At 62.5% G+C, this 14,721-nt stretch carries 15 protein-coding genes; 13 read left to right on the top strand and 2 right to left on the bottom strand.

Translation table 11 applies throughout. The features are described from left to right. Position 1 precedes the first annotated feature (1 nt). The gene (locus HMPREF2617_RS05395; protein WP_070840276.1) at positions 2–433 is read left to right on the top strand and encodes a DUF4233 domain-containing protein; all 432 of its coding nucleotides are present in this window, start codon (positions 2–4) and stop codon (positions 431–433) included. Here HMPREF2617_RS05395 and HMPREF2617_RS05390 read toward each other — a convergent pair. Continuing rightward, a complete protein-coding gene (locus tag HMPREF2617_RS05390) occupies positions 411–1,835 on the bottom strand; it encodes an AMP-binding protein (protein ID WP_070840275.1) in 1,425 nt (474 codons plus the stop codon). The genes HMPREF2617_RS05395 and HMPREF2617_RS05390 overlap by 23 nt on opposite strands. A gap of 64 nt (positions 1,836–1,899) precedes the next feature. Here HMPREF2617_RS05390 and ndk point away from each other — a divergent pair, with 64 nt between their 5' ends. The 7 genes from ndk (at position 1,900) to proB (ending at position 9,582) form a co-directional block, all read left to right on the top strand. After that, positions 1,900–2,310, top strand: a complete 411-nt coding sequence (gene ndk / locus HMPREF2617_RS05385; protein WP_070421306.1) for a nucleoside-diphosphate kinase — start codon at positions 1,900–1,902, stop codon at positions 2,308–2,310. Between the two features lie 144 nt (positions 2,311–2,454). After that, positions 2,455–3,021 carry a TetR/AcrR family transcriptional regulator gene (locus HMPREF2617_RS05380; RefSeq protein WP_070421307.1) on the top strand — a complete coding sequence of 189 codons (567 nt, stop codon included), beginning with the start codon at positions 2,455–2,457 and terminating at the stop codon, positions 3,019–3,021. 182 nt (positions 3,022–3,203) lie between these two features. Then, positions 3,204–6,035, top strand: a complete 2,832-nt coding sequence (locus tag HMPREF2617_RS05375; protein ID WP_083323218.1) for a translation initiation factor IF-2 N-terminal domain-containing protein — start codon at positions 3,204–3,206, stop codon at positions 6,033–6,035. Positions 6,036–6,204: 169 nt separating this feature from the next. Next, positions 6,205–6,510: a 50S ribosomal protein L21 gene (gene rplU / locus HMPREF2617_RS05370; RefSeq protein WP_070421308.1), complete on the top strand. Its 306-nt coding sequence runs from the start codon at positions 6,205–6,207 to the stop codon at positions 6,508–6,510. Positions 6,511–6,531: 21 nt separating this feature from the next. Continuing rightward, positions 6,532–6,861 (top strand): 50S ribosomal protein L27, encoded by a 330-nt coding sequence (gene rpmA / locus HMPREF2617_RS05365; RefSeq protein ID WP_070421309.1) that lies wholly within the window; start codon positions 6,532–6,534, stop codon positions 6,859–6,861. Between the two features lie 97 nt (positions 6,862–6,958). Further along, positions 6,959–8,464, top strand: coding sequence for a GTPase ObgE (gene obgE / locus HMPREF2617_RS05360; RefSeq protein WP_070453657.1), 1,506 nt, complete (start codon positions 6,959–6,961; stop codon positions 8,462–8,464). A gap of 2 nt (positions 8,465–8,466) precedes the next feature. Further along, the gene (gene proB, locus HMPREF2617_RS05355; protein WP_070840274.1) at positions 8,467–9,582 is read left to right on the top strand and encodes a glutamate 5-kinase; all 1,116 of its coding nucleotides are present in this window, start codon (positions 8,467–8,469) and stop codon (positions 9,580–9,582) included. Positions 9,583–9,597: 15 nt separating this feature from the next. On the opposite strand, the gene HMPREF2617_RS05350 is transcribed toward proB, so the two are convergent. Further along, the gene (locus tag HMPREF2617_RS05350; RefSeq protein ID WP_070453651.1) at positions 9,598–10,086 is read right to left on the bottom strand and encodes a hypothetical protein; all 489 of its coding nucleotides are present in this window, start codon (positions 10,084–10,086) and stop codon (positions 9,598–9,600) included. Between the two features lie 194 nt (positions 10,087–10,280). Between HMPREF2617_RS05350 and HMPREF2617_RS05345 the strand changes: the two genes are divergently transcribed. The 5 genes from HMPREF2617_RS05345 (at position 10,281) to nadD (ending at position 14,665) form a co-directional block, all read left to right on the top strand. Next, a complete protein-coding gene (locus HMPREF2617_RS05345; RefSeq protein WP_070840273.1) occupies positions 10,281–11,201 on the top strand; it encodes a D-isomer specific 2-hydroxyacid dehydrogenase family protein in 921 nt (306 codons plus the stop codon). A gap of 224 nt (positions 11,202–11,425) precedes the next feature. Next, entirely contained in the window at positions 11,426–12,712 is a 1,287-nt protein-coding gene (locus tag HMPREF2617_RS05340) for a glutamate-5-semialdehyde dehydrogenase (RefSeq protein WP_070840272.1), read from the top strand. Between the two features lie 9 nt (positions 12,713–12,721). Then, a complete protein-coding gene (locus tag HMPREF2617_RS05335; RefSeq protein WP_083279295.1) occupies positions 12,722–13,660 on the top strand; it encodes a cutinase family protein in 939 nt (312 codons plus the stop codon). Further along, the gene (locus tag HMPREF2617_RS05330) at positions 13,660–14,034 is read left to right on the top strand and encodes a hypothetical protein (protein ID WP_070421315.1); all 375 of its coding nucleotides are present in this window, start codon (positions 13,660–13,662) and stop codon (positions 14,032–14,034) included. Before HMPREF2617_RS05335 ends, HMPREF2617_RS05330 begins: the two co-directional genes overlap by 1 nt. 7 nt (positions 14,035–14,041) lie before the next feature. Continuing rightward, positions 14,042–14,665 carry a nicotinate-nucleotide adenylyltransferase gene (gene nadD / locus HMPREF2617_RS05325; RefSeq protein WP_070421316.1) on the top strand — a complete coding sequence of 208 codons (624 nt, stop codon included), beginning with the start codon at positions 14,042–14,044 and terminating at the stop codon, positions 14,663–14,665. Positions 14,666–14,721 lie beyond the last annotated feature (56 nt).

Genomic DNA, 14,721 nt, shown 5'->3' with positions numbered 1-14,721 from the left:
CATGGCGAGAAAGCAGACGCAGCAGGAAATGGGCCCACTTGGGCCCGGTCACGCTCCGGTGAAGGATCCGATGGCGGGGCTCAGCGGTGTTCTTTCCGGCACGTTGATCATGGAAGCGATCACGGTGCTGCTCATTCTCACGGTGATCCTCAAGGTGGATGAGGGTGAGCACTGGACCACGTTTAACTGGGTCTACATCACCGTCATTGGGCTGGCGCACGTGGTGATGGCTGCGTTTCAGCGCAAGCCCGGCGCCCTGTGGATCGACCTGGCGTTGCAGGTTCCACTAATTTTTGGCTTTTTCATCCACTGGTCGGTGACCGCTGTGGGCGTGATCTTCGGCATCGTGTGGTACTTCATCATTCAAATGCGCTCGGAGATGATTCAGCGCATGCGTCACGGTTACCTGGTTACTCAGCACCTGGGGACGTAAGTTCGCGCCGCAGGATTTTGCCTGCTGCGCTTCGGGGGATCGCATCGACGAAGGTGACCATTCGCACCTTTTTGTAGGGGGTGACGCGCTGCGCAACCCATGCCATGATGTCGTCTTCACTCAGCGCCGTTTGCGTGACGACGAACGCACGTGGCACCTCCTCAACCACCCCGTCTACCGTTCGGCGGTGGCCTGTGACGGCCACGTCGTCGATGTCGGGGTGGGTAAGCAGGAGCGCTTCGAGTTCTGCGGGGGCGATTTGGAACCCGTGGTACTTGAACACGTCCTTGGCGCGGTCGATGATAGTGACCGTTTCATCCTCGTTGAGCCGGGCGATGTCGCCGGTGTGCAGCCAACCGTCCCGGATGGCGTTTGCGGTGGCAGCCGGGTTGTCCAAGTAGCCACGCATGAGTTGAGGCCCGCGCACGAGGAGTTCGTTGTCCTGGCTGAGGCGGAACTCGGTGTTGGGGATGGCGAACCCGATCGTGCCCGGATCGGACTTGCCGGAGATGCCGACGTGGGTCACGGGTGCGGATTCGGTCGTGCCGTAGCCTTGGAGGATTTCAACGCCGATGTGGCGCTCGACTTTGCGCGCCAGGTTCGTATCCAGCGATGCCGCGCCGCACACCAAAAAACGGGTGGTGGCGAAATCTTCAGGGGTGGGGTGGTTGGACAACGCGAGTGCAAGCGGGGGAGCGATGTAGGACACATCGATTGCGCGGCCGCGGTGGGCAGCGGTGAACTCAGCAAGGTTGAAGCGGGCCGCGGTGGTGACGTGTCGGCGTGCGGTCAGCGACGACAACAGCAGTGTGTTGAGCCCATAGATGTGTGAAAACGGCAGGGGGGCGATCACACCACCGCCCCGGCCGATGCCGCTTGCAGCCAGTGCTGCGTTGAACTGGGCGGCGTTGGCGGTGATCGCGACGTGGGTTAACTCCACGCCTTTCGGCAGGCCTGTGGTGCCGGAGGAAAACGGAATCACCGCAACGTCGTCAGCGCTTCCGACGGGGTCGAACTCGCCGGGGCGGATGTCCTCGGCGGTGACGCGGTCAGTGGTGTGGGCGAGGGTTGCGAGGTGGTTCGCTTCGTCGTCGATAAGCGAATGCCCAATGACGCACACACGTGCGCCAGTCGCGGATGCGCCGAGGAGGCCCGCGGCGAAGTTGATGGAGTTCGGCATGCGCAGCTCGACGACGCTGCCCGGGCCCACGCCGCGCGCGGCGAGCGAGGCCGCAGTGCCGAGCGCCAACGCACGCAACTGCGGGTACGTGACTGTGCGGCCAGTGTCGATCTCCGTAATTGCGGGGGTATCCGGCAGCGCCTCTTCATCCGCCGCAAAGACAGACGCGAACAGGGTTGTCCCCGGTAGATCAATATCCGGAAGTGGGCTGCGGTGACACATGGGGGCAAGACTACGGCATAGCCAAGACGTGCAACACGTGTCGGGTTGGGTAAGATTGCGAGCCATGACTGAACGTACTCTGATCCTGATCAAGCCGGACGGCGTGGCAAACGGCCACGTCGGCGAAATCATTTCCCGCATCGAGCGCAAGGGCCTGAAGCTCGTCGAGCTCGACCTGCGCACCGCTGACCGCGAGACCGCTGAGAAGCACTACGCAGAGCACAAGGACAAGCCGTTCTTCGGCGATCTGGTCGACTTCATCACCTCCGCTCCGCTGGTGGCTGGCATCGTCGAGGGCGAGCGCGCCATCGAGGCGTGGCGTCAGCTCGCTGGCGGCACTGACCCGGTGTCCAAGGCAACCCCTGGCACCATTCGCGGCGACTTCGCCCTGACCGTTGGTGAGAACGTCGTGCACGGCTCTGACTCTCCGGAGTCCGCTGAGCGCGAGATCGCTATCTGGTTCCCGAACCTCTAAGCGGTAAGTCCGCTTCCCGGCACCGTGCCCCGTGTGAGGGGCGCAGGTGCCGTTTTCGTTTCTACGAAACGAAACTCTATGATTTTCTACGGCTTTTATTGGATTTAAAGAAATCGCATGTCTACACGATGCGATGGAGGGTAGATGGCAACGTCATCACGGTCCGAGCAGGCGCGCGCGATTGAAAAGCGCGCAGCAATTCTTCACGCAGCAACTGAATTGCTGCTCAACGAGGGGCTCCGCGGCGTGACCCACCGGCAGGTGGCCGCCGAAGCAAAAGTGCCGGTCGGGTCGATCGGTTACTACTATTCCACGCGCGAAAAGCTCGTGGTCACATGCCTGGATCAGCTTTTTGAGTCCCGCCGTAAGGTGTTCCACGAGATCATGGGGGGCAGCGTCGACCTGAAGGACCCTGTGCAGTTCGCTGAAGCGGTTGTCAATGTCATCTCGTGCGCACAAGCAGAGCGCGTACGCCAGACGGTCTATGCTTTCGTTGATTCCGAACGCGAGCCGGGCGAAGTGCAGGCGTTTTCCTCCGCTGGTCTTGAGGAGCTCAAGGGCATGGTCACCAAAATGATGGAACAGCATGGTGTGGACGGTCTGAACTCCACCCGTGTTGTCCAGGTAGCCGTCGGTGCTGCGGTGACCGAAAACCACCGCGACGCCCCGGTTTCTGCGGTGATTGATCTCCTGCGTGTCGCCGAGCAGTAGCGTCGCGTATCTGTGGCACGAAAGTTGTGCAAGAATGAGTCTCAGGCGACGAGCAAGGATGACTCGGAGCTGAGAAACTTTTGCATACCCGTGGCACACGATGTTCCGCGCGGCTGCTCGGTAGTCTTGCCGGCGCCCGGACATGACGGTTGGCCACGGCAGGAACACTGGAGCGTGCCGCTTTGGCTAAAAATAAATCAAACCGTTTCGCCGATTTTGACCGCTCGGCGCTGTCGGAAAAGACCAGGGTGTTCAACCTGGCGAAAATGCTTGATGTCCCATCGAAGGACTTGGTTGTCGCACTCGCAGACTTAGGTCTGGTGAAGGTTGCGCAGTCCACGCTGACCAAGGCGGAAGCAGACATGCTTCTCGACGCCTTGGCGGCAGGGGCCAGCACCACATCCGACCCTGAGCGCGATAAAGAGGCGGATGAGAAGATCCGTAACCGCGTTCGCAAGGACGTGGAAAACGAGATCCACCAGATCGAAGAAAAGGTCGAGGCGGAACTGCAGACGGCTGAAGAACCGGCCGAGGAGCCTGCCGAAGAACCAGCGGAGGAACCGGCTGAGGAACCGCTCACCGACATCGAGCCCGAGATCACCCCGGCGCCGCAGGAGGATCCGGAAGAGGATCGCATCCCCGCGACCCACGCGCCGCTGTTTAAGGCACCGACGCGTTCGGAACGCCGCCGCGCCACCCGCAAGGCGAAGCCGGCCGAGGACACCGCCCCGCAGAAGCGTCCGGTAGACGAGCCACTCGAAGATGATCGGGTGGAGGATTCGGGTGAGGGTGTCGTCGATACGCACAGCGAGATCGACGAGCCTGTGGCGATCAAGGGGTCGTCTCGTCTGGAGGCGCAGCGCCGTCGTCGCTCGGAGCGCCGCGAGGAACACCGCAAGCGCTCCCGCATTGTGAGCCAGGCGGAGTTCTTGGCGCGCCGCGAATCGGTCGAGCGCCACATGGTCGTGCGTGAACGGGAGCGCCACGACGGGCAGGGGCGGATCACGCAGGTTGGTGTGCTTGAAGACGGCATGCTCGTCGAGCACTTTGTTACCTCCGATGCGCAGGCCTCGATGATTGGCAACATCTACCTGGGGCGTGTGCAAAACGTGCTGCCGAGTATGGAAGCTGCCTTCATCGACATCGGGCAGGGCCGCAACGGTGTGCTCTACGCCAGCGAGGTGGATTGGAAGTCTGCCGGCCTCGGTGGGCGTTCGCGCCGCATCGAGCATGCGCTGAAGTCCGGCGACCAAGTGCTGGTGCAGGTGACTAAGGATCCGATCGGGCACAAGGGTGCACGGTTGAGTACCCAGATTTCGCTCGCGGGCCGCTACCTCGTCTACGTCCCGGGTGGGCGCAGCGCAGGTATCTCCCGCAAGTTGCCTACCCCGGAGCGCAAGCGCCTCAAGCAGATCCTTGCGGACGTGGTGCCGGGCAAGGGCGGTGCCATCATCCGCACCGCCGCAGAGGGCGTCAGCGAGGAAGCGATTGCTGCGGACGTGAACCGTCTCCACAACCAGTGGACCTCGATCCAAAAACGTGCCGAGGAGGAGAAAAACTCCAAGGGTGCCAAGCCGGTGACCCTCTACGAAGAGCCGAACCTGCTGGTCAAGGTTGTGCGCGACCTGTTCAACGAGGACTTCACCTCCCTGATTGTGGATGGCCGGAAGCCCTGGAACACCGTGCACGCGTACGTGCAGTCGGTTGCGCCGGATCTGCTGGATCGGTTGGAGAAGTTCGACCGGGGTGCCCACGAGGGCAAGGACGCGTTCGAGGAATACCGTGTCGACGAACAGATCTCCAAGGCACTGTCGCGCACCGTGTGGCTGCCGTCGGGCGGCACGTTGGTCATTGACCGCACTGAGGCGATGACGGTGATCGACGTCAACACCGGCAAGTTCACCGGCTCTGGTGGCTCGCTGGAGGAGACGGTCACCTCGAACAACCTCGAGGCGGCTGAGGAGATCGTGCGTCAGATTCGTCTGCGTGACATTGGCGGCATGATCATCATCGACTTCATCGACATGATCCTGCCGGAAAACCAGGACCTCGTGCTGCGCCGTCTCAACGAGGCGCTGGGCCGCGACCGCACCCGCCACCAGGTCTCTGAGGTGACCTCGCTGGGCCTGGTGCAGTTGACTCGCAAACGCCTGGGCACCGGCCTGCTGGAGACGTTCTCCAAGCCGTGCGAGTGCTGTGATGGCCGCGGTGTTGTGCTCACCGAGGACCCCGTCGAGGCCGAGGAGAGGAAGCCCGACCGCCCTGCTCGCAAGTCGCGCGAGTCGAAGCAGCCTCAGCGCAAGCCGCAGCAGAAGCAGCCGCTTGACGACGACCACATGGACGAACTGCTCGACTCCATCTTCTCCTCTGACAAATCTGTAAACGGCTCCGCTGAGGAGCCGACTGAAGAGTCGGCTGGCGAAGAGAAGCCGCGCCAGACCCGCCGTCGTGGGCGCCGTGGCGGCAGCCGTGGCCGCGGCCGCTCCGACGCCCCGCAGCGTGGTGAGCAGCGCACTGAGCAGCGTGATGGGCAGCGTGACAGCGACACCACCCCGGAGCGCGGCGAGCGGTCCGACAAGCCGGCGCAGCCAGAGAAGCCGACCCAGACGTACGAGGAAGCGGTTGAGGAGTTCGAGGCCTCGCCGCGCCGCAAGCGTCGCACGCGCGGCAACTCCCGATCCGATCACAGGCCGCGCCGGGAAGACTTCGAGCAGGAGTCGCAAGCGCAGCAGGAACAGCAGGTACAGCAGGAAGAAAAGACCCCGAAGCGCAGTGCGTCTCGTAAATCGAGGAGCGCAGAAGCAGGGGCAACCGTGCAGGTGACGACGAAGACGAACCGTCGTGGTCGCCGTCGTGTTGTCCGCAAGTCGGCAACCTCTGCGCCGGTGCGTCAGCACGTCGCAGCGGATCCGGAGGACAAGCCGGTGAAGAAGGAGACTCGTCGACAAGCGCCTGCTGCACGACGTGGCCGCCGCCGTGCTACCCGACGTGGTGGCGGGCGCGGTTTGGAGTAACGCGTAGGGGCGGTGTAGTCTTTGGCAGTCGCTGTTTTGGGGCGTGCCGCCTCGTTGCCTTTGCATGCGGGCACGGCTGGCCACGTTAGGCCCTAAAACGCTTAAGTTGTTCCATTCCGACCTCGTTGCATGCCGAGGTTGGGCGAGTAGAGATAAGGGGTAACCCTCTATGTACGCGATCGTCAAGACCGGCGGCAAGCAGTACAAGGTTGCCGAAGGCGACCTCGTCAAGGTCGAGAAGCTTGAGGGTGAAGCAGGCGACAAGGTCGAACTCACCCCGGTCCTTCTCGTTGATGGCGCAAACGTCACCTCCGGTGCCGACGCTCTGTCCAAGGCAAAGGTCTCTGCGGAGATCGTTGAGCAGGGCAAGGGCAAGAAGGTCAAGATTCTGAAGTACAAGAACAAGACCGGCTACAAGGTCCGTCAGGGTCACCGCCAGCCGCTGACCACCGTCAAGATCACTGGCATCAAGTAACCAACTAGGAGAGATTGAACTATGGCAACCAAGAAGGGTGCATCCAGCTCCTCGAACGGTCGTGACTCTGAGTCGAAGCGCCTCGGTGTGAAGCGCTTCGGTGGCCAGCAGGTCAAGGCCGGCGAGATCATCGTCCGCCAGCGCGGCACCAAGTTCCACCCGGGCGACAACGTCGGCCGTGGTGGCGACGACACGCTGTTCGCACTGGCCTCCGGCTCCGTGCAGTTCGGCATCAAGCGCAAGCGTCGCATTGTCAACATCATCCCGGCTGACGGCCAGGGTGTTGCTTCCGAGGTCCTCGAGCAGGCTGAGGCAGCAGGCGTTGTTGAGGAAAACACCGCAACCGCGTAAGCGCGTGTAACGCTTCGGCGCCGCAGGTCCCGTGCATTCGGGCTTGCGGCGCTTTTTGCATATCATCGTCCGTGTTACAGAAAGGCGGAAAACAACCATGGCTCAATTCGTTGACCGTGCCACCCTGCACCTCCAAGCCGGCGATGGTGGCCACGGCTGTGTGTCCGTCCACCGCGAAAAGTTCAAACCCCTCGGCGGACCGGACGGTGGCAACGGCGGGCACGGTGGCGACATCATCCTTGAGGTTTCCACACAGGTCCACACCCTGCTGGATTTCCAATACCGCCCGCATGTGAAGGCGAAGCGTGGTGGCAACGGCGCGGGTGATTGGCGCAACGGTGCACGCGGCGAGGATCTCGTGCTCGAGGTGCCGGTCGGCACCGTTGTGCGCAGCGAAGAGGGCGAGGTGCTCGCAGACCTCACCGTGCCTGGCACCCGCTTCATCGCCGCAGAAGGCGGTTTCGGTGGGCTGGGCAATGCTGCGCTGGCTACCGCCAAGCGCAAGGCACCGGGCTTCGCGCTCAAGGGTGAACCGGGCCAAGCGCTGGACCTGATCCTGGAACTGAAGTCCATGGCTGATGTGGGCCTGGTGGGTTTCCCGTCGGCGGGGAAGTCGTCGTTAATTGCAGTGCTCTCCGCGGCAAAGCCGAAAATTGCGGACTACCCCTTCACCACGCTCGCGCCGAACCTGGGTGTGGTCAACGTTGGCCATGACACGTTCACCATCGCCGATGTGCCCGGGCTGATCCCGGGGGCAAGCCAGGGCAAGGGGCTTGGTCTGGACTTCCTGCGTCACATCGAGCGCACCGCCGTGCTGGCCCACATCGTGGATGTGGCCACGATGGAGCCGGGGCGCGACCCGATCTCTGACATCGAGGCGCTGGAGCACGAATTGGATACCTACGCCGAGGCGTTGGATATGGACACCGGCCTGGGCGATCTGCGCGAGCGTCCCCGCATTGTGGTGCTGAACAAGATGGACGTGCCGGAGGCTAAGGAGCTCGCGGAGTTCCTCAAGGACGACATCGAGGAGAAGTTCGGCTGGCCGATCTACATGATTTCCACCGCCACCCGCGAAGGTCTTGATGAGCTGAAGTGGGCGATGTGGGAGATCGTCAAGAAGGCCCGCAAGGCTCGCCCGAAGCCGGAGCGCACCGCTGAGGCTGAGGTGATCCGTCCGCGCGCGGTGGGTCGTTCCAACCGTGGCGGCATCGAGGTCACCCGCGACCCGATGTACCCGGAGGGTTGGCTGGTTACCGGTGAGAAGGCGGAGCGTTGGATCCGCCAGACCGACTTTGAAAACGACGAGGCCATCGGCTACCTCTCTGACCGTCTGAACAAAGCTGGCGTGGAGGAAATGCTGCGCAAGCTCGGCGCGGAAGAGGGCGATACGGTCACGATTGGTGAGATCTCCTTTGACTGGGAGCCGTCGATTGGTGGCGACCCGACCCTTGCCGGCCGTGGTCAGGACGCGCGTCTTGGCGGCACCGACCGTGTGTCCTCGGCGGAGCGCAAGCGTGCATCGCAGGCTCGTCGTGGCCTGATCGACGAGTACGACTACGGCACCGGCGAAGAGGCCGATCGCGAGCGCTGGCAGGGATAGGGATGTCGGATCTTCGCAGCCAGATCGCGTCCGCACGTCGCATTGTGGTGAAACTGGGCACCAGTTCGCTTGTCGACGACACCGGGCAGGTATCCCCAGCAAAAATCGACCGCATCGTCGACGCCATCGAAGGACGCATCGCCCGCGGTACCGACGTGGTTGTCGTGTCCTCCGGTGCGATCGCCGCCGGCATGGTCCCGCTCGGGTTGAAGACGCGCCCGCGTGATTTGGCGACGAAGCAGGCCGCAGCGTCGGTCGGCCAGATTCACCTGGCTCAGGTGTGGGGTGCCTCCTTCGCCCGCTATGGCCGGACGACTGGCCAGGTGTTGCTCACCCAGTCGGATGCAGGTTCGCGTGAGCGGGCCCGCAACGCGCAGCGCACTCTCGAGCGGCTGCGTCAGATGGGTGCGGTGCCGATTGTCAACGAAAACGACACGGTGGCCACCTCTGAGATGCGCTTTGGTGATAACGACCGGTTGTCGGCGATCGTCGCTACGCTGATCGCTGCGGACGCGTTGGTGCTGCTCTCTGATGTGGATGCGCTCTACGACCGCAACCCGGCCGAACCCGGGGCAGTGCGTATCGACGAAGTCCGAACCGGCAAGGACCTTGAAACCGTCCAAGCCGGCGATGGCGGTGTCTTCGGCACTGGTGGCATGGCCGCGAAGGTGTCGGCGGCCCGCTTGGCGGCGCGCGGCGGCGTGCCGGTGCTACTGACTGCAACGGAGAACATCGACGCCGCACTCGACCACGGACAGGTGGGCACAGTGTTCCACACACGACCAGGCCGGAAGCTGTCGGCCTGGAAGTTCTGGGCGCTCTATGCAGCAGACGCGGAAGGTGTGCTGCGCTTGGATGAAGGTGCGGTCGAAGCCGTGACCCGTGGCGGCACAAGCCTGCTCGCGGTGGGGATCACCGGGATCGAAGGCGAGTTCCACGCTGGCGACATCGTGGAGATCCTCGGGCCCGACTCTGAAGCCATTGGCCGTGGCGAGGTGGCGTACGACGCCGCCGAACTCGCCGGGATGCTGGGTCGCCACTCCGACGAGTTGCCCGAACACCAGCGCCGCCCAGTCGTCCACGCGGACTACCTGAGCAACTACGCGTCCAGGTTGTAGTCCAGGCTGTAGGCGTTAGCGGAACAGTTCGGTGGGCATCCGCCAGATTTTTTCGCCGAGTGGGGTGATGCGGGTTTCGGGTTTGATCTTCATCAGGAAGTTTTCGTCGCTAGCTGTGCGCGGAAGGTAGGCGAATCCTGGAGTGTTGGTCAGTCCCATGATGGGCGGGTAGGACGGGTCGTAGTCGATGACCACGTCGAATTGGCGGAGGCGTTTCATGAGACCGTTGGCGCGTTCGCGGGACTCGTTCGTCAGTTTCCCGGGCGCGACCATTTCGTGTCCGATGAGACGGAATGCGACGAAGGTGGCGTTTTTGGTGAGGGCCGGATCGACGTCCCAGGGCAGGTTCTCTTGGACGGTGGTGATTGGAGAGGTGTAGCCGGCTTGTTTTGCCAGTTGATGGATGTATTGGCGGGAAACGTTGTACTCACGGGCGATTTCTACCTGGCGGTAGCCGTTTTCCATCATGTAGATCACGAGCTCGGGTGAGAGGGGAGTTGTCATAGGCAATGCACTTTCTTCTACAGGTGTCGGGGAAACACTACAGGTCCTATAGGTGTGATTAAGCGAGTTTTCTTGAGGAATTCTTGACGGGCACTGTTAACTTCCTTACAGGGGTGGCGCCCGTGCGATCGTGGACACTCGAATAGTTCCAATGTCGGTGCCGGGGGTCGGGTTCTTCCGTACTCTGGGCAGGCATGAAGTTCACGTATTTGCCAAAGCCCAAAGACGAGCCCATCGCCGCGCTGGAGGCACAGGGCCATGAGTATGTCGCTCTCGAGGACAACCCGGACTTGGTACTGTTCGGCGGCGGTCCGAAGGATTTCCCGGATGAGCTGCCGGACAGCGTGAAGGTCGTGCAGATCCAGTACGCCGGCATTGAAGGTCTGCTGGAGGCTGGCATCCTGACTGAACATGCGGCCAACGGTGTGCGCTTTGCTAATGCGGGTGGGCTTTACGACGACACCGTGGCCGAATCCACCCTCGCCCTCCTGCTTGCCGTGGAGCACCGTATGAAGGCCGTGGATCGCGAGTGGAACAACACACAGCTGTTCAAAGAGAAGGAGTACCTCTTCGATAACAAGAAGCTCGCCCTGATTGGTGCTGGTGGCATCGGTAAAACCCTGATCCGCTTCTTGGAGCCGTTCGGTATGGAGATCACCGCCGTGAACCGCTCGGGCAACCCGGTGGACGGTGCGGACCGGACCGTTGCCATGAAGGATGCCGACGAGGTCTGGGCCGATCACGATTACTTTGTCCTGCTTACCCCGTTGACGGAGGAGACCCGCCACATGGTGAACACTGATCGGATTGAGCAGATGAAGGACACGGCGGTCGTCGTCAATGTTGGGCGCGGTCCGCTGATTGATACGGAGGCGCTCACCGACGCACTGGTCAACGGCAAGCTCCGTGGCGCTGGTCTTGACGTGACGGAGCCGGAGCCGCTGCCGGCGGACCACAAGCTGTGGGACCTGGATAACTGTGTGATCACGCCGCACACCGCGAATATCCCGCGGTACATGGAACGCCGTATCGGGGCGCTGGCGTTGAAGAACTGGGACCTCTTCGAAGCGGGGGAGAAGATGTCGACCGAGGTCGACGTCGAGGCCGGGTACTAGATCACCACTACGTCAGTGCGGCAGAGTCCCGCTCTGAGCGCACCGCGTCTGCGACGGATTCTTGCCCGGTGTCCACCCGGGGAAGTTTGGTAAGTCGCGCTAAGGCTTCTGATCGTTTTACGTTTTCAGGGTCGGGCGTGTGCTTGTCGGACATGAAAAAATGGTGCGCCAGCCCACTATCGGTGTCAAGACCTTGGCAGTTGCATTAACGCTACGATTGCCGCATGACTGCCCAACAGACTGATCAGCAACGCCAAGCCGAGCGCGACGAGGTACTGCAGAAAGCACAGCGTGCCAAGGATGTTGCCCCGACGATTGCGGTGCTGCCGACACCGGCGAAGGATGCGGTGCTGTTGGCGGCAGCGCAGGCACTGGCCGAGCGCGCAGGTGAAATCCTTCAAGCCAACGCGCGCGACATCGAAGAGGGTCGCGCGAACGGGCTGGCGGAGTCGGTGTTGGACCGGCTGGCGCTCGACGAGGAACGCATCGACGGCATCGCCGGGGGGCTGCGCCAGGTTGCGGGCCTGCAGGATCCGGTGGGCGAGGTGCTTACCGGACGTACGCTGTCCAACGGGATTCAGATGAAGAAGGTGCGCGTCCCGCTCGGCGTGATGGGCATGGTTTACGAGGCACGCCCGAACGTCACCGTCGATGCGTTCGGTCTGGCGCTGAAGTCGGGCAACGTGGCCCTGCTTCGTGGCTCCAAGACGGCGCGCCACTCCAACGAGGCGCTCGTCGCCGTGTTGCAGGACGTCCTCGCTGCCAACGATTTGCCGCGCGAGGCCGTGCAGCTCCTGCCATGTGAGAGCCACGATTCTGTCCAGGACCTCATCACCGCCCGCGGGCTGGTGGACGTGGTCATCCCGCGCGGAAGTGCACGTTTGATCAACGCGGTGGTGACCGGCGCGACCGTGCCCACCATCGAGACCGGCACTGGCAACTGTCACTTCTACATCGACGCGTCCGCAGATCTGGACAAGGCGATCGCGATGCTGCTCAACGGCAAGACGCGCCGGGTCAGCGTGTGCAACGCGACAGAGACGGTGCTTATCGACGCCCACCTGTCCGAGACCGACAAACACACCATCATCGCGACGCTGCAGGAGGCTGGTGTGGTGGTGCATGGTGACGTCGATAAGCATGCTGCGTTCGGTGCCACCGTGGAACCCGCAACGGAGGAGGACTTCGCCGAGGAATACCTCAGCATGGACATCGCAAGCGCCATCGTTGACGGCGTCGATGGTGCGACCACGCACATCGCGCGTTACTCCAGCGGCCACACGGATGCGATCGCAGCCCAAGACGCAGATGCTTTGCGACGATTTGCTGCCGCCGTCGACTCCGCCGCCGTCGTCCTCAACGCCTCGACCGCATTCACGGATGGGGAGCAATACGGCATGGGTGCAGAGATCGGCATCTCTACACAGAAGCTTCACGCACGCGGACCCATGGCGTTACCGGAGCTGACCACCACGAAGTGGATTCTGGAAGGTAATGGCCAGGTGCGCTAGTCTATCGGCGTGCTAAAATCCCGGACCTCCATTCGCGCCAAGTTTGCGCTGTTTGCCACGGCTATTGCGACGGCTGTGACCGCAACGTTGAGCCCCGTCGCACCGACCCCCGAAGCAGACGCGCAGACGCGCTGTCCGGCGGTCGCCGTCATCGCTGCCCGCGGCTCGGGCCAGAACACGCAGATTTACCGCACGAAGTATTCGTGGGCTGCGCCGTGGACCTCCAACGGTTGGGAGGGTGAGACGATTCGTGCGTTCCTGCAGCATGCGGAGCGTCGCTACGCAGCCACCCACGGCGGTAACTCGCTGATGAAGGACGTCGAGGTCATCGGCCTGGAGCCGCGCTACTACCCGGCGACGTTCCCCGAATACGACGTACCGTCGGTTGCCGTACCAAGCACCATCCTGCAGGCACTGGCTCTTGCGCTGCAGTACGCCAACCCGGTGTGGATGATGGCAAGGCGAGTAGCCACAGAGTTCGTGGATTCGGTCCAGATCGGACGCACCGGTGTGATGCAGATGGTCAATGACTACGAGCATCGCAGTGGTTGCCGCCCGAAGTACATCCTGTCCGGCTACTCGCAAGGCGCGATGATTCTGCTTGAGCACGAGCGCGAACTGGCACGCCGTGGCCAGTTGGCGGGTGTGGTCTACTTTGGCAACCCGAACACGGCGGCGGGGGATTGGTCCACCGTCGGCGTGCCAGCAGGTGGTGCCGGAGGCATGCTTGGCTTCTTGCCGTTTAACACCAAGACCGCAGGGGCGACCCCGAACCGCGTGAACTACTGCTTGCCGCAGGACTCCGTGTGTGACCTGTCCATTCAGACGCTGCAGGCATCCCAGCCAACTGGTGGCAACCACGCACGTTACTTCCGTTGGCCATCGCGCTGGGACAACCAAGTCTCGGATGCTTTCGGCCGATTTGTTGATCAGGTACGCTACCGCTAATGAACCGCATCATTTCCGCTACTGTCGCTGCCGCGTTGTTGGCTGGCGCGACGCCTACTGTTGCCTCGGCCGCAGAGTTTGTGCGCAAGACCGAGGAAACGAAAACCGTCAAGGAAACGTGCCAGTGGAAAGTTGATGAGGAGGGCGGCAACCCCGTCCCGGTGACCAACAGCAAGGGCGAGCAGATCTGTGTCACGGAGACCGTGTCCCAGCCGGGCAGCTCCAACAAGGCAAAGTGGGCTGACGAGTCGAATCGTCCGGTGATCATCGGTACGGTGCTGGGTATTCTCGGCGCGCTGGTCGCAGGCGTGATCGGCATGTCTTTGCTGTTTATTGAGTCGATTAACATCCAGCCACTGCCAGGACTGAGGTAAACACCCAATGGCTGAGCACTACGCGGCATCTCTGGACAACGCCCGGCGCATCGGGGTGATGGGTGGCACGTTCGACCCGATCCACCACGGCCACCTCGTTGCCGCGAGTGAGGTGGCGGATCGCTTCAACCTCGACGAGGTCATCTTCGTACCCACCGGCCAGCCGTGGCAGAAGGCCGACCGGCACATCAGTCCGGCGGAAGACCGCTATCTGATGACCGTGGTGGCCACCGCGTCCAACCCGCGCTTCTCCGTTTCACGGGTGGATATCGACCGCGGGGGACCCACCTACACGATTGACACCCTGCGGGACCTACGAAAACAATTCCCGGACGAGGCCCTGTTCTTTATCACGGGCGCGGACGCGTTGGCGTCGATCATGTCCTGGCACGACTGGGAAGAAATGTTTGAACTCGCCGAATTCGTCGGCGTGACGCGCCCCGGCTACGAGTTGCGCGAAGACATGCTGCCTGCGGATATCCAGGAACGCGTGCACCTTGTGGAGATTCCCGCCATGGCGATTTCTTCGACCGATTGCCGCGAGCGCGCCTCCAACGGGCGCCCGGTTTGGTACCTGGTGCCGGACGGTGTGGTGCAGTACATCGCGAAGAATTCGCTCTACGCACCCTAGGCGCGACCCCTGAACTGGAAATGTTGCGGTCATACGTGGGACAATGGCCCAGTTGA

Origin of the sequence: Corynebacterium sp. HMSC070H05 (assembly GCF_001837615.1) — a bacterium.
Classification (GTDB): domain Bacteria; phylum Actinomycetota; class Actinomycetes; order Mycobacteriales; family Mycobacteriaceae; genus Corynebacterium; species Corynebacterium coyleae.
The sequence above is the reverse complement of the archived record's forward strand: the minus strand, read 5'-3'. Positions and strand labels throughout refer to the sequence as shown.